This is a genomic window from Planomonospora sp. ID91781 (assembly GCF_015711595.1).
GTDB classification, from domain to species: Bacteria; Actinomycetota; Actinomycetes; order Streptosporangiales; family Streptosporangiaceae; genus Planomonospora; species Planomonospora parontospora.
In genome coordinates this window covers 234054-250237 of the sequence record NZ_JABTEY010000001.1, presented here as the reverse complement: position 1 = coordinate 250237, position 16184 = coordinate 234054, and the positions used below count along the sequence as shown (strand labels likewise).

Here is a 16184-nt window from a genome sequence, read left to right as displayed (position 1 = left end):
CTGGCCGTACCCGGGGGCGAAATCGGGATTCTCACTGGAAACCGACCTTGACGATGACTTGGAGAGGAAGCTGCACGTCAGCCGGGGTCTTGGGCGAATCGGGGAGTGCGAGGTGAATAAGAAGAATCAGGAAGGTGAGTGAGGTTTGAAATTGTTTCGGGGGGTTTGTGTATGGCGGATGGGTACCTGGGCAGAGGCCGCGGCAACCGAGGATGCACGACCTTTGGAGGCATCGGTGAACGAGTACCCAACCAGGGCGGGGGAGCGCCCGGCAGAGGGCGGGGAGCTCCGCGAGACGGCCAGAGAGGCCGCGCAGCAGACCAGGTCGGCTGTCGGGGAGGTGGCCGGCACCGCCAAGGAGCAGACGAGAGCGGTGGCCGGAGAGGCCAGGGAGCAGGCCCGCCGCGTGGCGGACCAGCTGCGTGAGCGCGCGAACGAGCAGGCGCGGCAGCAGGGCAGGCGCGCCGCCCAGGGGATCCGGCAGTGGGCCGACGAGCTGGCCTCGGTCGGCGACGCGGTCAAGCCCGACTCCCCGGTCTCCGGAGTGGTGCAGCAGGTCGCCGACGGAGGACGGCGAGCGGCCGACTACCTGGACGAGCACGGCCTGGCCGGCGTGGTGCAGGAGGTCCAGAACTTCGCGCGCCGCCGTCCTGGAGCGTTCCTCGCCGGTGCGCTGGCCGCGGGATTCCTGGTCGGCCGGATCGCCAAGGCCGCGTCGGACACCGGAAGCCAGACGGGTACCGGAACCGGTACGGCGGGCGCGTGGAGCGGCGCGGACGACCCGGGCCCGGCCACAGCGGGCGGCACGGCGGGCACCTGGGGCACCACGGGCGGTACGGCGGGCACCTGGGGCGCCGCGGGCACCGGCGTGTCCGGCTCGCCGACGACCCCGATCCCGCCGGTCCCGCCCGCACCGGTCACGCCCCCCGTCCCGCCCGCGACCCCGGGCCGGACGGCCGGAACCGAGCCGGCGTTCGGGGAGGAGCGCTTCCCCGGGACGCCCGTCACCCCTCCGCCGACGGGCTGGGACGGTGAGCCGCGATGAGCTCGCCCCTCGAACCCGAGCCGCCCACACTGGGGCAGCTGGTAGGTGAGATCGGGGAGGACCTGTCGAAGCTGTTCCGCCAGGAGGTGGAGCTGGCCAAGGCCGAGATCCGCCAGGAGGCCGCCAAGGCCGGCAAGGCCGCGGGCCTGCTCGGCGGAGCCGGGTTCGCCGGCTACATGGTCGCGCTGCTGGTGACGCTGGCGGTCATGTTCGGCCTCGGCAACGTCATGGACCTGGGCTGGGCCGCGCTCATCGTCGCGGCCCTGTGGGCGGGGGCCGGCGCGGCCCTGTTCGTGACCGGCAAGGCCCGGTTGCGGCAGGTGTCGCCCAAGCCCGAGCAGACGATCGAAACGCTCAAGGAGGATGCGCGATGGGCGCGGAACCTGACCAGATAAGGGCCGAGATCGCGGCCACCCGGGCGGAGCTGGCGGCGGACGTGGACCGGCTCGCGGACAAGACCAGCCCGGCGCGGATCGTGCAGCGCCGTACCGGCCGGATGCGCCGACGGATGCAGATGGTCCGGGAGCGGGTGATGGGCACCCCGGTGCACGCCGCCCACCAGGTGCGGCAGCAGGCCGGGCAGGCCGCCCACAGCGTCCGGGAGACGGCGGCGGGCGCCGCCGGGACCGTCCGGGACACGGCCGCCGACGCCGCCGGAACCGTTCGCGACACGGCGGCCGACGCCGCCGGGACCATCAAGGAGACCGCCGTGGAGGCCGCCGGAACCGTCAAGCAGGGTGCGCAGCAGGCCGCGGAGGCCGTCAGGGGGGCGCCGGAGCAGGCCATGCGGGGGGCCCAGGGCAACCCGCTGGCCGCCGGGCTGATCGCCTTCGGCGCGGGACTGCTCGCGGCCACCCTCATCCCGAAGACCGAGGCCGAGCAGCGGGCCGCCGAGCAGCTCCGCGACCAGGCCGGCGAGATGGTCGCGCCGGTCAAGGACGCGGTGCTGGAATCGGCCCAGCGCCTCGGCGAGGAGGCCAAGGAGGCCGCGCAGGAGGCCGGCCGCCAGGTCAAGGAGACGGCCGCCGAGGCGGCCAAGGCCACCGGCGACCACGCCCGGGAGCAGGCCCAGCAGGTGGCCGGCCAGACCCGCTCCACGTTCGGCTCCTGATCGCGGGCCGGAACGCTCTCCGAGCGGTCCGAGCGGCCCGTCCCCGGTACGACCTCCGGGGGCGGGCCGTACGGGCTCAGGCCGCGGTCCCAGTGGCCGTTCCGGCCGGTTCCGGGCCCGGCCCGGCCGTCTCGACCCGGTCGCGTCCTCCGCGCTTGGCGGCGTAGAGCGCTCCGCCATCGGCACGGCCGCCGCGCGGCGTAGGGAAACACACGGGTCCGCTGGCGGCGCTTGTCGTAAAGTAAATGCTTACTTACGATGGTCGCATGAGCGACGGACTGTTCGAGGACGACGACCTGGTCAGGGTGATCGGCCGCGAGGCCGTGCTGCTCGTCGCCGGAGGCGCGGCCTCGCTGCTGCAGACCGCCCACCCGAAGGTGGCCCAGGGCGTCCACGACCACAGCTACACCGCCGAGGACCCGCTCGGCCGGCTCAGGGGCACCATGCAGTGGGTCTACGCCGTCTCCTGGGGCACCCGCGAGGAGGCCGAGCGGCTGAGCGCGGCCGTGACGCGGATGCACGACAGGGTGACCGGCCCCGGCTACCGGGCCGGTGATCCCGAGCTGCAGGTCTGGGTGGCCGCCACCCTCTTCGCCACGGCCGTGCACGTCTACGAGGCGGTCTTCCGGCGGTTGTCCGGTGACGAGCTCGCCGCCTACTACGAGCAGTCGAAGGTCTTCGCCACCATCCTCGGCTGCCCGCCGGACCTGATGCCGCGGACCTACGCCGACTTCCGCGCCTACTACGCGGACATGCTGGCGAACCTCAGGATCAGCGACGCCTCGCGGGCCGTCGCCGAGCAGGTCCTCCACCCCGACGTGCCGTGGTTCGCGCGCGCCGGCCTGCCGGTGATCAGGCTCGTCACCGCGGGGCTGATGCCCGCGCCGATCCGCGAGCAGTACGGCTGGAGCTGGACCCCCGCCCGGAGGGCGCGCTTCCGCCTGCTCATGCGGCTCCTGGCCGTCGTCTATCCGAGGCTGCCGCTGCGGGTCCGCACGCTGCCCCGGGACCGCTATCTGGGCGACCTGCGCAGACGGCCGGCCGGGCGGCGCCCCGCCATGTCATGACCTGAGGGGAAAGGCGCACCCCGCGGCGGACCCGGACCCGGCGCGATGGCCCCCGCTACTGGAATTCGGTGACCCATCGCATTACTGTGACTACTCTACGTGGTTACCTCTTCTTGACCAGCGAGGACATGTCATGTGGCGACGGTGCGCCATCTATGGGCCGCTGACGACCTGGGCCGTCGTCACGTGCATGCTCACCGGGTGTCAGTCCGCGCCCGCCGAGTCCGTCTCCGTCCTGGAGCCGACCGCCCTTCCCTCGGCCACTCCGCCGCCGGACCCGCGGGCGGCGGCGGAGGAGGCCGTGCTCGCCTCCTACCGCGGCATGTGGCGCGAGTTCGTCTCGGCGGCGGCGACGGCGGACTGGAAGGCCCGGGGCCTCGGCCGGCACGCGACCGGAGACGCGCTGACCATCCTGCGCCACGGCCTCTGGCTCGCCCGGCAGCGGGAGCAGGTGATCGGAGGTGAGCCGGTGCTGAGTCCGGAGGTCGCCTCGCTGAGACCCGGGGCCGGGCCCACCAGGGCCAAGGTCATCGACTGCGTGGACGACACCGGGTTCCTGGTCCGCACGCGGAGCGGAGAACGGGTGAGCGGGGGCGCCCCCACCGGCAGGCACCGGACCACCGCGGGTCTCGTCCTGCGCGGAGGCTCCTGGTACGTCAGGAGCTTCGTGCTCAAGGAGGCCGGGACATGCTGAGACACGCCGCCGCGATCACCACCCTCTGCTGCACGGCCCTCACCGTGGTCTCCGGCTCCGGGACCGCCGTCCCCGCCGCCGAGGCGGCCGTCCGCACCGGGACCACCGGATCCACCGGGACCACGGGATCCGCCGGGAGCGGAGGAATCCCCGGGTCCACCGGGAGCAGGGAGATCATCAGGGCCGCCGGGAGCGGAGGAGCCGCCGGGGTCGCCGCTCCCGCCGCCCCCGGCGCCGAGGGTGCGGTCGAGGCGACGGGGGGTGTGGCCGAGCTCATCGGGTGCGGCTCCGAAGGCGGGCCGGGGTGCGCCGCGCGGGCCAGGCGCTGGTGGAAGCGGCTGGCCGCGGCCGGGAGGCTCCCGGCGGGCGGCGGAGGCGGCGGCGACTCGCGCGCGGACCGCTCCGAGGGCGCCGGCCGCTCCGGGCTCCGGGGCCGGCCGGGCCTGCCGTACACCCCGGACCCCCGCGGCCCACTGGACCCGCGGGACGGTTCCCGGAGCCCGCTGGACCACCCGCTGGACCTCCTGGACCCGCTTGATCCCCTGGACCCCCTGAAGCCCCTGAAACCGCGCCCGCAGGCGGGCGGGGGGCGGGCCGCCGGGACCCCCGTCCCCCCGGCCGCCGTCCTGGAGGCGGTGGACCGCCTCGTCCTGCCCGAGCCGGAGATCGGTTCCTCGCCGGGCCCCGAGGACCTGCAACTGGTCCGGCTGCCGATCTGGCTCACGATCTCGCGGGCGTCCTGGCGTCCCCGTACGGCCACCGGCACGGCGGGCGGGACCACCGCGACCGTCCTCGCCCGGCCGGCCCGGGTGAACTGGGACATGGGCGACGGCACCACGGTGGTCTGCCGGGGTCCGGGCACGGCCTACCGCGAGGGCCGGGACGACCCGCGCCGCCCCTCGCCCACCTGCGGCCACACCTACCTCGACTCGAGCATGGACGCCCCTAACGGGGAATACCGGGTGACCGCCACCGTCGTCTGGGAGGTCACCTGGACGGCCGGCGGGCGGAGCGGTCCGCTCCCGTCCCTGACCACCACGGCGAGCGAGGAGTTCCGCGTCGCCGAGTCGCAGTCGGTCGTCACCGCATGACGACGGCGATCGCCACAGCCTGAAGACCATCGCAGTCTGCAGATCGTCACAGTCCGAAGAGGGGGAAGCAGTGGCCACGACGGCGGTCAGACCGGCGCGACCGACGACCGGTGCGCCGAGGAGGCGCCGGAGCGCGGGCAGGATGCTGCTCGGAGGCGTCCTCGTGGCGGCGTGCGCGCTCACCTCGGCCGCGATCACCCTGCGGGCCGGGACCCCGGCGGGGGCGGTGGCCGTACGGTCCGACCTCCCGGCCGGGCACGTCCTCGACGCCGGCGACCTGCGCCCGGTGACCGGGGCCGTGGACGCTGGCCTCATCCCGGCGAGCCGTGCCGGGAGCCTGGTCGGCCGGAAGCTCACGGTCCCGGTGGTGGCCGGGGCCCTGCTCACCGAGAAGAACGTCGGCGAGAGCGCCGCCCACCCCCGGCCGGACCAGGCGCTGATCGGGGCGGCGGTGCGGCCCGGGCAGTACGCTCCGGGCCTGGCGCCCGGAGACCGGGTCGCCGTCACCGAGATCCCCGGCGACGCCGTCACCGCGAGCGCCGGCGGGACCCGCACGAGGCCGCAGTCCGTGGTCGCCGTGGTCACCGAGGTCCGCAGGCCCGACCAGCCGCAGAGCCCCGCCGTGGTCACGCTGCTGCTGCCGCGGAGCGACGCGGAGAAGATCGCCGCTCCGGTCGCGCAGGGCATGTTCACACTGGTGCAGGTCTCGCAGGGGGCGCGGTGACCGTCATCGGCGTCGCCTCGATGAAGAACTCGCCGGGTGCGACCACCTTCGCCCTCGCCCTAGCGGCCACCTGGCCCGGAACGGACGTGGTCCTGGCCGAACTGGACGCCTCCGGCGGAGAGCTCGCCGGATACTTCCGGCTCGAACCCTCCCCGGGAACCGTCTCGCTGGCCGCCGAGACCCGCAGCGAGCGCGACGCGGAGGTGCTGCGGCGCCACACGCAGACCCTGCCCGGCGGCCTGCCGGTGATCGCCGGCCCCGCCCGGCCGGACCGGGCGCACGCCGCGCTCATGACGCTCAGCGCCACGCTGCCGGAGGTGTTCGGCAAACTCCCGGCGGGCGCGGCCGTGGTCGCCGACCTGGGGCGGCTGGCGGGCCCGGCCGCGGAGCTCGCCGTGAGCATGGACCGCGTCCTCGTCCTGGCGCGTCCCCGGCTGGCGGATCTGGCGCACCTGGAAGGACTGGCGGAGGCCCTGCCCCACGCCGAGCTGGTCCTGGTCGGCCGGGGCTCCTACCCGCCCCGGGAGGTGACCGACGCGATCGGCGTGCGGATCCGCGCGCACATCGCCCACGACCCGGCCGCCCAGGCGTTCCTGGAGGGGCGGCGGCAGCGGACCCGCCTGGTCCGGGCCGCCCGCCGGATCTCCGGCGCGCTCGCCTCGGTCGCGCCGCTGGAAGGAGTGGCGTGACCGTTCAGGTGCTGCTGGCGGTGCTGGCCGGGGCGGGCGCCGGTGCGGGGCTCCTCCTGCTCGTCTCGGGACTGCGCCGGCAGGAGGCGGGTCAGGAGCACCAGGGGCATCGGGGCCCCCGGGGGTTCCGGGGAGCCGGGAGGTACGGCCCGCGCGCCGACCGCCGGACACCGGTGCGGATCACCGCCGCGGTCCTCGCGGCCGGAGCCGTCGGCGCGCTCACCCACTGGCCCGTCGGCACGGTCCTGGCCGGGCTGGCCGGCTGGTTCCTGCCGGGGACGCTCGGCCCGGACCACGAGCACGCGCGGGCCGTGGAGCGGATCGAGGCCATCGCGGGCTGGGCGGAGATGCTCCGCGACGTCCTCGTCGCCCCGACGAGGCTGCAGCAGGTCGTCACCGCGACCGCGCCGATCGCACCGGCGGCGATCCGGCCCCGGATCGTCTGGCTGGCCGCCCGTGTCGGCCGGGGCGAGCCGCTCCCCGCGGCGCTCCGGCAACTCGCCGACGAGCTCGCCGATCCGACCGGCGACCTGGTGTGCGCCGCGCTGATCCTGGCCGCCGGGCGGCGGGCCGACCGGCTCGGCGTCCTGCTCGGCGCGGTGGCCGAGGCCGCCCGGGCGCACGCCTCCGTGCGGCTGCGCGTCGCGTCCGCGCGCGCCAGGGCCAGGTCGTCGGCCCGGGTGGTCGTCGCCGCCACGGCGGTGGCGGCGGGCGGGCTGGTGCTGTTCAACCGCGAGTTCCTCGCTCCCTACGACACCTCGGCCGGGCAGCTCGTCCTGCTGGCGGCGGGGCTCGTCTCCGCGGTCTCGTTCCTCCTGCTCCACCGGCTCGGCCGCGTCCCCGAACCGCCGCGCCTGCCGCTCCGGCCGGACGGGGGCGATGCCTGATGGCGCTCACGTTGCCGCTCCGCCCGGCCGGCGGCGCTCGCACTGCCGCTCCACCTGGTTGGGAGCGATGCCTGATAGCACTCGCACTGCCGCTCCACCTGGTTGGGGGCGATGCCTGATGGCGCTCGCACTGCTGCTCGGAGCGGGCACCGGTCTGGGGATCGTCTCCCTCCTGTTCGGACTCTGGCCCGCCCGCCCCACGCTCGCCCAGGAGCTCCACCGGCTCCGCCACGGCACCCCGGTACGCCCCGCCGACCCCGGCGCGGGCCTCCTCGCGCGCCTCGGCCGCCCGCTGGCCGGACCGCTGGCCGCCTGGGGGCTGCCCGGCGTCGCGGCCCGCCGCGACCTGGCCGTCTGCGGGGGCAGCACGAACGGCCTGCTCGGGGAGAAGGCCGTCGTCGGGATCGCGGGCGCGCTGCTGGGCCCCGCCGCCTGCGCGGCCGCGGCGTTCGCCGACGCCCCCACGCCCTGGCAGGTCTCCGCCGGGACGTCCGCACTCCTGGGGACGGCGGGATTCCTCGCCCCCGACCGGGTGCTGCGCTCGCGTGCGGCCCGGCGGCGGGACGAGCTCCGCCACGCGCTCTCCGCCTTCCTGGACCTGGCCGTCATCGCCCTCGCGGAGGACCGCGACATCGACGGCGCGCTGACCGAGGCGGCGCGGGCCGGCGACGGGTGGGCGTTCGAGCGGCTCGGTGCCGCGGTCCGGGCCGCGCTGACCTCCGGCCGTCCTCCCTGGGCGGCCCTCGGGCGGATGGGGGAGGAGTACGGCGTGCACGAACTGGCCGGCCTCGCCGTCGCGGGCGGGCTCGCCGGGGCCGACGCCACCCGGTTGCGCGCCTCGCTCACCGCCAGGGCGGCGGAGCTCCGGTCTCGGCGGCTCGCCGAGACCGAGATCGCGGCCCGGGCCGCGACGGAGCGCATGGACCTGCCCGTCACGGGGCTGCTCCTCGGTTTCCTGATCTTCACCGGCTACCCGGCCGTCGCCTCGGTCCTGGCCGGACTCTGAGCGGCTGGAGGAGCCCTGAACCACTGGAGGAACATCCGGAACGCCCAGGGAAACGGCGGAGACGGCCGAAGGGCCGGTCAGAGCGACGGGAGCGGCCAGGGAGGCCGGGGGAACGGCCGTAGAGACGGCTGCAGGGACGGCTGCAGGGACGCCGCCCGTGCACGGTCCCGCCAGTTCGTACCGGACCGGGGGGCGGCGGCGGTCCAGGCGGCGGTGGCGTTCCCCGCCGCGCTGGCGCTCGTCCTGCTCGTCGTGCAGTTCGGGGTGTGGCGGCACGCCGTACACGTCGCGGAGGTGACGGCGGCCGAGGCGCTGGCGTCCGCCCGGGTCCACGGGGCCGGGGCGGAGGTCGGCCGGGCGAAGGCGTCGCTGCTGCTGTCCCAGCTCGGGCGACCGGTGCTGCGCGACGCGCGGGCCTCGGTGTCCCGTACGGCGGACAGCGCCCGCGCCGAGGTCAGCGGGGTCGCCCAGGCGGTCGTGCCGTTCCTGGATCTCCCGGTGCGGGTGGTCGTGCACGGCCCGGTGGAGAGACCGGGAGACATGGGAGACGGCCGGTGAGGCCCTTGCCGGGTGGGGTGGTCCGGAGCGGTAAACCCTTGCCGGGCGAGGCGGCCCGGAGTGGCACGTCGCTGTTCGGTGGGGTGGTCCGGAGCGGCGGGTCCCTGCCGGGTGGGGTGGTCCGGGGGGAGCGGGGGGTCGCGGCGGTGGGGCTGGTCCTGCTCGTTGCGCTGCTGCTCGTGCTGATCCTGACCGCGGTCGTGGCGGGCGGCCTGGTCAGCGCGCGGCTGGAGGTCGACGGCGCCGCCCGCCAGGCCGCCCGGGCCGCGGCCGCCGCCCGCGATCCGGCCGGGGCCGTCTCGGCGGCGCGGGCCGCGGCCGAGGCGGTGCTCGCCTCCGGCCGGAGCGGTTGCGGCGGCCCGGCGGTCGCGGGCCCGGACGTGGGCGTCGGCCTCTTCCGGCCGGGCGGCGCCGTCACCGTGACCGTCACCTGCCGGGTACGGCTGGCGGACGTAGCGATGGCGCACCTTCCGGGCGGAGCGGACCTCACCTCGGCCTTCACCGCGCCGATCCCCTCCTGGAGGTCGCGGTGAACGGGTTCGCGGCGGGAGTCGTCGGAGCGCTGCTCCTGCTCGCCGGGATCGTCGTGGACGGGGGCCTGGTGCTCGCGGCCCGGGTGCGGGCGGTCAACGAGGCGTACGAGGCCGCGCGGTCGGGCGCCCGGCAGCTCGACTTCGGCGCCTACCGCCGCGACGGGGAGGTGCGGCTCGACCCGGGCCGAGCCCGGACCGCCGCGCTGGCCTACGCCTCGGCGGCCTCCGGCAGCGCCACGGTGGAGGTCTCCGGCGACACGGTGACGGTCGTCGTACGGGTGGTCCAGCCGCCCCGGATCCTCGGTCTCGCCGGGGTGGGCGCCTTCGAGGTCTCCGGCCGCGCGTCGGTGACGGCACAGCGCCGGACGGCGGGGACGCCGCGATGAGAAGGGCCCCGGGGGCCGCCGCTCCTGCGGAGGCGGATACGGGCGCGGGCGCGGGCACGGGGGCGTGTTCGGCGGGGCGGCCGGACGCGCGGGCCACCGGGTGGAAGGCCGCGCGGGCGGAGCTGCGGAGGGCGGGACGGCGGACAGGGCGGGTGCTCGGGCGCGCGGCGCGCCTTCTCGGGGTGATCGGGCTGCTCTCGGTGGTCGAGGCGGGCGTCCCGATGCTGCTGGTCCGCCTGGACGGTCCACCGGTCCCGCGGTTCCCACGGGAGGTCCCGTCCTGGGAGGAGGCCCGGCGGATGCTCACGGGCCCGATCCCGGACGGCCTGCCGTACGGGATCCTGACCGGTGCGCTCTGGCTGCTGTGGGCGGCGTTCACGGTGGCGCTGCTCGCCGAGATCGCCGTCGCGGCCCGGGGAGTGGAGATCCACCTACCGCTGCTCGGGCCGCCGAGGGCCGTCATGGAGCGGTTGATCGGCGCGCTCACCACCGCGGTCCCGCCGCCCGGCCCGCAGCCGACCGTCCGCCGGGAGCCCTCGACGATCGTGGTGGCCGCCGCCGGTGACTCGTGGCCCACGGCCCCGATGAGAAGGATCACCCTGGAGAAGGACGCGACCGATCCCGGCGGTCTGCCACCGGCATCCGGCATCCGGATCCCGCAGGTCCCGGTTCCCGAGGCCTCGCGCTCTCCGCTCTCCGAGGCCTCGCGTTCTCTGTTCCCCGAGGTCGCGGCTTCTCCGTTCTCCGGGGTTCCGCCGGTGGTACGGCCCGCGGTCCCACCGGCCCCGGTCGCCGTGCCGGAGTCCGTGTCTCCCGGAGCGCTCGTCGTGGAGACCCCGTCGGGTGGAGCGGTCTCCCCGATGTTCGCCGCCGGCATCAGCGCCGCTTACGCCACCGTCCGTTTCCACCGCCATCGCCGTCGGAGGATCTCCCCACAGGCCCCGGCCGGAGCCGGGGCGGAGACCGGAAGCGGAGCCGGACCGGAGACCAGGGCCGGGGCGGGGACCGAGAGTGGAATCGGGACGGGGACCGGGAGCGGAACCGGGGCCGGGACCGGGAGCGGAGCCAGGGCGGGCGCGGGCAGCGGTCCTGAGGAGGACCCGGAGCCCGCTCCCGTCGTCGGCGCGTTGCGCCGGGCCCATCTGCGGACCTACGCGGACAGGGGCGAGGAGCTGCCGGGCGACGCCGATCTGGTGCGGGAGTCGTTCTCCCTCGACGTGCCGGAACGGCTGCTCGTCGGCCACCGCGGCGATCGGAGCGGCGTCGAGGCCGGACTCGCCGGGCTGAGCCTGGGGCTCACGGGACCGGGGGCCGTCCGGTCCGCCCGCGCGATCGTCCTGGACCTGCTGCGGCAGGCCGGGCGGTTCCGCGCCGAGGTCGTCGTCCGTGCGGCGGACGCGCGGGAACTGTTCGACCCCGCCGGGGATGGGTGGGAGGCCCGGGCGGGCGCCGTACCGGGGCTGGCGGTCGTCGAGTCGGCCGACGCGGCGGTCGACCGGTTCACCGAGGCGCACTTCACCCGGCGCCGCATGCTGATCGAACGCGGTGCCGCGGACGTCGCGGAGCTCCGGGAGCGCGATCCCGGTGAGGTGCTGCCCGCCGTCCTGCTCGTCGCGTCGGTGACCGAGGAGATCTTCGACTGGGACGTGGCCGCGCTGCTGGCCTCCTCCGCGCGGACCGGCACCGGGGCGCTGCTGCTGGGCGACTGGCCGCCGGGGACCACCTGCGAGGTCGGGGAGGACGGCCGGATCGGCGAGGCGAGGGGGCCGAAGGCCGAGGAACTGCTCGGCGCGCGGCTCTTCGGGCTCTCCGCCGGTGACGGGGGCGACTGCCTGCGCCTGCTCGCCGAGGCGGCCGCCGGAGACGGTGACGGCCGCGCCGGGAACGGTCTCGACGAGGAGGGCGAGGAGGAGGGCGACGGGGACCGTGGCGGGGCCGATACGGGCGGTGTCCCCGGTTCCTCCGGCGGGCGCGGTGCCCGCGGCTCCGCCGGGGAACGGGCGGACGCGGACGGGCTGCCCGTCTGGGAGGGCCCGGAGCCCGTACGCCTCTCGATCCTCGGGCGGCCGGTCGTCCAGGCGAAGGGCCGCCCCGGGGCGGTGCCCGTGGACGGTCCCCGGCTGCTCCTGCTCGTCCTGCTCGCCCTCCACCCGCAGGGGCTGCGGGCGGGGGAGATCCGTGCCGCCCTGTGGCCGGGCACGGAGGTGGACGCGTGCGTCCACGACGCCCTGCGGAGCCTGCGCGACGCGCTGCGGGCCGCGACCGACGGGGCGGACCGGGGCCGCCGGGACTCCCCGTTCATCACCGGGGACGGCGGGACCTACCGCATCGATCCGGCCATGGTCGCGGTGGACCTGTGGGACTTCGAGGCCGTGGTCGGGGAGGCGGGCACGGCCGCCGACGACAGGTCGCGGATCGACGCCCTGGACTGCGCCGCCCGGCTCTGCCGCGGGGCGCTGGCCGAAGGGCTCGCCCGCGAGTGGCTCGACGACCGGCGCAGCGGGCAACGGCGGGTCCAGACCGACGTGCTCGTCCGGCTCGCCGAGCTCCGGGCGCCCGCAGACCCGCAGGCCGCGCTCGACGTCCTGGAGCGGGCCGTCGCCCTGGACCCGGACCCGGAGGAGGCCTGGCGCCGCCTCATCCGCCTCCAGCTGGAGCTCGGCCACCGGGACCGGGCGGGTGAGGCGGCGACGCTCCTGCGCAGGCGCCTGTGCGCGATGGGGGTACGGCCCACCCGCGAGACGGAGCGCCTGCTGTCCGAGCTGTGAGCGGCGGTGAGCGGCGTGGGCGGCGGTGGGCGGCGGTGGGCGCAGCCTCCGCTCACGCCCCCGCGCGCTCGGCGGGCAGACCCGTCTCGACGGGGAGGCCCGCCTCGACCCAGTCCTGGATGCCCTCCCGGTACTTGCGCACGTCGGTGTAACCGAGAGCGGACAGGCGCCGGGCGACCGCCTCGCTGTTGCCGCAGGCGGGGTTGGAGCAGTAGGTGACGATGGCGGCGTCCCGGTCGGGCAGCAGCTCTGCGGCGCGGGCGGTGACCTCGCCCTCCACCAGGGCGATCGCCCCGGGCAGGTGCTGCTGCTCGTAGTAGGCGCCCCCGAGGGCGTCCACGACGGTGACGGTCCCCGCCTCGATCGCGGCCTTCAGTTCGTCGCGGCTGATCAGTGCGGTCATGTCGACCTCCGAAGTCAAGTGGACTATAGTCCGTTTGTGTGAACGACCCGAAAATTACCGGACCGCAGTCCGTTTCGTCAAGCGAGCCGCTGCGGATGCTGCTGGGAGAAGTACCGAAGGAACGGGCGGACGCCGCGCGCAACCGGTTGAAGGTGCTGTCGGCGGCGGCGAGGCTGTTCCGTGAGAGGGGGGTGAACGGCGTCTCGATGGACGCGGTCGCCGCCGAGGCCGGGGTCGGGAAGGGCACGCTGTTCCGCCGGTTCGGCGACAAGTCGGGACTGGCCGCGGCCCTGCTCGACGAGCGTGAGCGCGAGCTGCAGGAGGCCCTCCTGTCCGGACCGCCTCCGCTGGGCCCCGGAGCCCCGGCCGCCGAGCGGCTCTCCGCCTTCGTGGACGCCTACCTCGACTACCTGCTGGACCATCTCGACCTGGTCCGCCTGTCCGAGACCGCCAGCCCCGGCGCGCGCTACCGGATCGGCGCCTACCGGTTCTGGCGTCTGCACGCGGCGATCCTGCTCGCCGAGATCCGTCCGGGATGCGACGCCGACCCGCTCGCGCACGCGCTGCTCGCCCCGCTGGCGGCCGAGCACATGACGGCCCTGGCCGGGGAGTACGGCGAGGCGCGGGCAAGGGAGGCCGTCCGGGCTCTCGTGCTCGGCGGGGTGGGGTGAGGAGCCGCCTCGGACCGGTCGCCGCGGGATTCCGCCGGGCCCGGCGGGCAGGACGGGCGGGAGGGCGAGGAGACACCCGGGCCCGGCGGGCGGGAGGGCGAGGAGACACCCGGGCCCGGCGGGCGGGACGGTGAGGAGACACCCGGGCCCGGCGGGCGGGACGGTGAGGAGACACCGGTCGGAGCCGTGGGCGGGACGTCTCCCGGCTCCCCTTCCCCTTGGTCCGTTCACTCCGTATGGATTTGGCTCTTACATCCGGCCGACGCCGTTTCTAAGGTGCTCGTCACGGGCTTCGGGAGAGGCCGGGGCTCGTCTGCCGAGGTCTCCGGCGTCCGCCGCGGGCAGGAGCGTCCGCAAGCCCGGGAAGCCGAATTCCGAACCGGGGAGTGTGAGCCTGTGAGCCGACGCGGCTGGGGCCTGTTCGCCATGATGAGCGTCATCTGGGGGATCCCGTACCTGCTGATCAAGGTGGCGGTGGACGAGGTGTCCGTTCCCGTCCTCGTGTTCGCGCGGACCGCGGTGGGTGCCGCGGTCCTGCTGCCGCTGGCACTGTACGGGGGCCGGTTGCGGGGGATCCTCCGGCACCGGCGCCCGCTGGCCGCCTTCGCGGTGATCGAGATCATCGTGCCGTGGTGGCTGCTGTCCGACGCCGAACGCCATCTGACCAGTTCGATGACCGGCCTGCTCATCGCGGCCTCGCCCATCATCGCGGTGATCGTGGAACGGCTGACCGGAGGCACCGAACGGCTCAGCCCTCTCCGGTGGGCGGGCCTGGCCACGGGGTTCGCCGGGGTGGCCGTGCTGGCCGGGCCGGAGCTGAGCGGCGGGAGCGTGTGGGCCACCGCCGAGGTGCTGCTGGCCGCGGCCTGCTACGCCGTGGCCCCGATCATCGCCGCCCGGCGGCTGCGGGACGTCCCGTCCCTGCCCATGACGGCCGTGTGCCTGGGCCTGGCGGTGCTCGTGTACACGCCGCCCGCGATCGCGACCTGGCCGGACGCACTGCCCTCGGGCCGGGCGCTGGCCGCGCTCGCCGGGCTGGCCCTCGTCTGCACCGCGCTGGCGTTCATCGTGTTCTTCGCGCTCATCCGGGAGGTCGGCGCCTCCAGGGCGCTGGTCTTCACCTACGTCAATCCCGCGGTCGCCGTCACCGCGGGCGTCGTCCTGCTCGGAGAGCCCCTCACCGCGCCGACCGTCATGGCGTTCGCGCTGATCCTCGGCGGTTCCGTGCTGGCGACCGCGAGCCGCTCCACGGGTGGGAGCGCGGCCGCGCCGGCCCCTGCGGAAGGCTCCGCCGACCTCTCCGACCTCCCTGGACGGTCCCGGTAGGAGGGCGCCCGGGACCGCCGGGCGGAAGCAGGGGCCTTCAGAGGGCCTTCAGAGGGCCTTCAGAGAACCGGAACCGGGCCGTCAGGGGCCGGAACCGGGCCGTCAGGCGGGACCGGCGTGGGCGGCCAGGACGCGCCAGCCGTACCCGTCGTCGTGGACCCAGGTCCGGGTGTAGCGCATCCGCCCGGCGAACGGCTCGCCCGCGAACGTGCCCGCCAGCCTGCCCAGGAAGCAGGTCACCCCGGTCCGCCCCTCGACGAGCACGGTGAGGTCCTCCTGGACGACCTCGGTCATGACCTGCGTCCGCGAGCGGTGGTTGTGCAGGTCGAGTCGCTTGGCGTCGGTGACGCAGGCGCCGTCCGGCGGGCCGGTGAAGACGAGCCGCTCGTGGAGCAGCCGGTCCAGCTCCTCGACGTCTCCGGCGAGCTGAGCCGCCTGCAGGCGCCGCTCGGCCTCGTGCAGTTCGTCCGTGAGCGTCTGGCCGGACATGGGAAACCCTTCTCTCCGCCGTCTCCGCTGCGCGCGGCCACCGACGTGGACATGATGCCTCCCGGTGCGGACACGCGGGAAGGAACCGTCCGGCGACACCGCCCGCTAGAGTCGCCCGGCGTGACACGACGATCTCGGATGCTGTGGGCCGCCGCCCTGCTGTGGGCGGCGGTTCCGGCCGCCTACCTGGGCTGGCTGGAGATGCAGGCACTGCTGACTCCGCCGACTCCACCGGTTCCGCCGGAGGAGTACGACGGGAACATCTACGGGATGGTCCAGCTCTTCTCCGGCGGCCGCCTCCTGAAAATCCTCATACTGATCCGCTACGTGCAGTTCACCGGGATCCTCGGTGTCGCGCCGTACGTGCTGCTCGGGCTCGGGATGTGCCTGCTCGGCGCCCGGCTGGGTCGGCCGCGGACCGGCCGGGTCGCCGCCGGACTCCTCGCGGCCGTCCTGGTCCCGATGTACAGCCTGCATCTCGTGCTCTTCCTGGTGGAGGGGTCGGCGGAGTCCATGGACAAGGGCCCGCAGTGGCCCGTCTTCTCCGCGGTCGGCGGGGACCTCTACCAACTCGCCGCGGTGGCCCTGATGGTGCTCGCGCTCCGTTCCGACCGTCCCAGGCGGGGGGAAGCCCTGCACCCGGCGAAGACGTCCTGATCACGGACTCGGTCACGTCCCTGCGGCGCGCCCTGACCGGGGCGGTGCGATCGTCTGCGCGGCGGCCGTCCCGAAGGGC

At 75.7% G+C, this 16184-nt stretch carries 19 protein-coding genes; 17 read left to right on the top strand and 2 right to left on the bottom strand.

Going from position 1 to position 16184, the window contains the following annotated elements; translation table 11 throughout:
• Positions 1-235 precede the first annotated feature (235 nt).
• The 14 genes from HS048_RS01180 to HS048_RS38655 all read left to right on the top strand — a co-directional run bounded on the left by HS048_RS01180 (position 236) and on the right by HS048_RS38655 (position 12559).
• Positions 236-1045: a hypothetical protein gene (locus HS048_RS01180; protein WP_196465876.1), complete on the top strand. Its 810-nt coding sequence runs from the start codon at positions 236-238 to the stop codon at positions 1043-1045.
• The gene (locus tag HS048_RS01175) at positions 1042-1440 is read left to right on the top strand and encodes a phage holin family protein (protein WP_068902240.1); all 399 of its coding nucleotides are present in this window, start codon (positions 1042-1044) and stop codon (positions 1438-1440) included. Before HS048_RS01180 ends, HS048_RS01175 begins: the two co-directional genes overlap by 4 nt.
• Positions 1416-2156, top strand: coding sequence for a DUF3618 domain-containing protein (locus HS048_RS01170; RefSeq protein WP_068902242.1), 741 nt, complete (start codon positions 1416-1418; stop codon positions 2154-2156). Before HS048_RS01175 ends, HS048_RS01170 begins: the two co-directional genes overlap by 25 nt.
• Positions 2157-2422: 266 nt before the next feature.
• Complete coding sequence (locus tag HS048_RS01165) at positions 2423-3223, top strand: oxygenase MpaB family protein (protein WP_196465875.1); 801 nt, start codon at positions 2423-2425, stop codon at positions 3221-3223.
• 133 nt (positions 3224-3356) lie between these two features.
• Positions 3357-3917, top strand: a complete 561-nt coding sequence (locus tag HS048_RS01160) for a hypothetical protein (RefSeq protein WP_084008895.1) — start codon at positions 3357-3359, stop codon at positions 3915-3917.
• The gene (locus HS048_RS01155; RefSeq protein WP_196465874.1) at positions 3911-5008 is read left to right on the top strand and encodes a hypothetical protein; all 1098 of its coding nucleotides are present in this window, start codon (positions 3911-3913) and stop codon (positions 5006-5008) included. The genes HS048_RS01160 and HS048_RS01155 overlap by 7 nt, the downstream gene beginning before the upstream one ends.
• A 142-nt stretch (positions 5009-5150) precedes the next feature.
• Positions 5151-5732, top strand: a complete 582-nt coding sequence (locus HS048_RS01150) for an SAF domain-containing protein (RefSeq protein ID WP_196465873.1) — start codon at positions 5151-5153, stop codon at positions 5730-5732.
• Positions 5729-6421: a hypothetical protein gene (locus HS048_RS01145; RefSeq protein WP_196465872.1), complete on the top strand. Its 693-nt coding sequence runs from the start codon at positions 5729-5731 to the stop codon at positions 6419-6421. Before HS048_RS01150 ends, HS048_RS01145 begins: the two co-directional genes overlap by 4 nt.
• A complete protein-coding gene (locus HS048_RS01140; protein ID WP_196465871.1) occupies positions 6418-7308 on the top strand; it encodes a type II secretion system F family protein in 891 nt (296 codons plus the stop codon). Before HS048_RS01145 ends, HS048_RS01140 begins: the two co-directional genes overlap by 4 nt.
• A gap of 118 nt (positions 7309-7426) precedes the next feature.
• A complete protein-coding gene (locus HS048_RS01135; RefSeq protein WP_196465870.1) occupies positions 7427-8314 on the top strand; it encodes a type II secretion system F family protein in 888 nt (295 codons plus the stop codon).
• 213 nt (positions 8315-8527) lie between these two features.
• The gene (locus HS048_RS01130) at positions 8528-8872 is read left to right on the top strand and encodes a hypothetical protein (RefSeq protein WP_196465869.1); all 345 of its coding nucleotides are present in this window, start codon (positions 8528-8530) and stop codon (positions 8870-8872) included.
• 38 nt (positions 8873-8910) lie between these two features.
• On the top strand, positions 8911-9405 hold the full coding sequence (locus HS048_RS01125) for a pilus assembly protein (RefSeq protein ID WP_196465868.1): 495 nt from the start codon (positions 8911-8913) through the stop codon (positions 9403-9405).
• Positions 9402-9791 (top strand): hypothetical protein, encoded by a 390-nt coding sequence (locus tag HS048_RS01120; protein ID WP_068902254.1) that lies wholly within the window; start codon positions 9402-9404, stop codon positions 9789-9791. The genes HS048_RS01125 and HS048_RS01120 overlap by 4 nt, the downstream gene beginning before the upstream one ends.
• Before the next feature lie 152 nt (positions 9792-9943).
• Positions 9944-12559 carry a bacterial transcriptional activator domain-containing protein gene (locus HS048_RS38655; protein WP_196465867.1) on the top strand — a complete coding sequence of 872 codons (2616 nt, stop codon included), beginning with the start codon at positions 9944-9946 and terminating at the stop codon, positions 12557-12559.
• 52 nt (positions 12560-12611) lie between these two features.
• On the opposite strand, the gene HS048_RS01110 is transcribed toward HS048_RS38655, so the two are convergent.
• Positions 12612-12962: a rhodanese-like domain-containing protein gene (locus HS048_RS01110; RefSeq protein WP_196465866.1), complete on the bottom strand. Its 351-nt coding sequence runs from the start codon at positions 12960-12962 to the stop codon at positions 12612-12614.
• Between the two features lie 95 nt (positions 12963-13057).
• Between HS048_RS01110 and HS048_RS01105 the strand changes: the two genes are divergently transcribed.
• Positions 13058-13633, top strand: coding sequence for a TetR/AcrR family transcriptional regulator (locus HS048_RS01105; RefSeq protein ID WP_196465865.1), 576 nt, complete (start codon positions 13058-13060; stop codon positions 13631-13633).
• A gap of 396 nt (positions 13634-14029) precedes the next feature.
• Entirely contained in the window at positions 14030-14959 is a 930-nt protein-coding gene (locus tag HS048_RS01100; RefSeq protein ID WP_196465864.1) for a DMT family transporter, read from the top strand.
• Between the two features lie 102 nt (positions 14960-15061).
• Here HS048_RS01100 and HS048_RS01095 read toward each other — a convergent pair whose 3' ends face one another.
• Positions 15062-15448, bottom strand: coding sequence for a nuclear transport factor 2 family protein (locus HS048_RS01095; protein ID WP_196465863.1), 387 nt, complete (start codon positions 15446-15448; stop codon positions 15062-15064).
• Between the two features lie 120 nt (positions 15449-15568).
• Here HS048_RS01095 and HS048_RS01090 point away from each other — a divergent pair, with 120 nt between their 5' ends.
• A complete protein-coding gene (locus HS048_RS01090; RefSeq protein WP_196465862.1) occupies positions 15569-16105 on the top strand; it encodes a hypothetical protein in 537 nt (178 codons plus the stop codon).
• Positions 16106-16184: the final 79 nt, after the last annotated feature.

Bases quoted from the DNA above. Each gene is read 5' to 3' on its own strand.
- HS048_RS01175 (WP_068902240.1), top strand. From the start codon at position 1,042: ATGAGCTCGCCCCTCGAACCCGAGCCGCCCACACTGGGGCAGCTGGTA.
- HS048_RS01170 (WP_068902242.1), top strand. From the start codon at position 1,416: ATGGGCGCGGAACCTGACCAGATAAGGGCCGAGATCGCGGCCACCCGG.
- HS048_RS01165 (WP_196465875.1), top strand. From the start codon at position 2,423: ATGAGCGACGGACTGTTCGAGGACGACGACCTGGTCAGGGTGATCGGC.
- HS048_RS01160 (WP_084008895.1), top strand. From the start codon at position 3,357: ATGTGGCGACGGTGCGCCATCTATGGGCCGCTGACGACCTGGGCCGTC.
- HS048_RS01155 (WP_196465874.1), top strand. From the start codon at position 3,911: ATGCTGAGACACGCCGCCGCGATCACCACCCTCTGCTGCACGGCCCTC.
- HS048_RS01150 (WP_196465873.1), top strand. From the start codon at position 5,151: ATGCTGCTCGGAGGCGTCCTCGTGGCGGCGTGCGCGCTCACCTCGGCC.
- HS048_RS01135 (WP_196465870.1), top strand. From the start codon at position 7,427: ATGGCGCTCGCACTGCTGCTCGGAGCGGGCACCGGTCTGGGGATCGTC.
- HS048_RS01110 (WP_196465866.1), bottom strand. From the start codon at position 12,962: ATGACCGCACTGATCAGCCGCGACGAACTGAAGGCCGCGATCGAGGCG.
- HS048_RS01105 (WP_196465865.1), top strand. From the start codon at position 13,058: ATGCTGCTGGGAGAAGTACCGAAGGAACGGGCGGACGCCGCGCGCAAC.
- HS048_RS01095 (WP_196465863.1), bottom strand. From the start codon at position 15,448: ATGTCCGGCCAGACGCTCACGGACGAACTGCACGAGGCCGAGCGGCGC.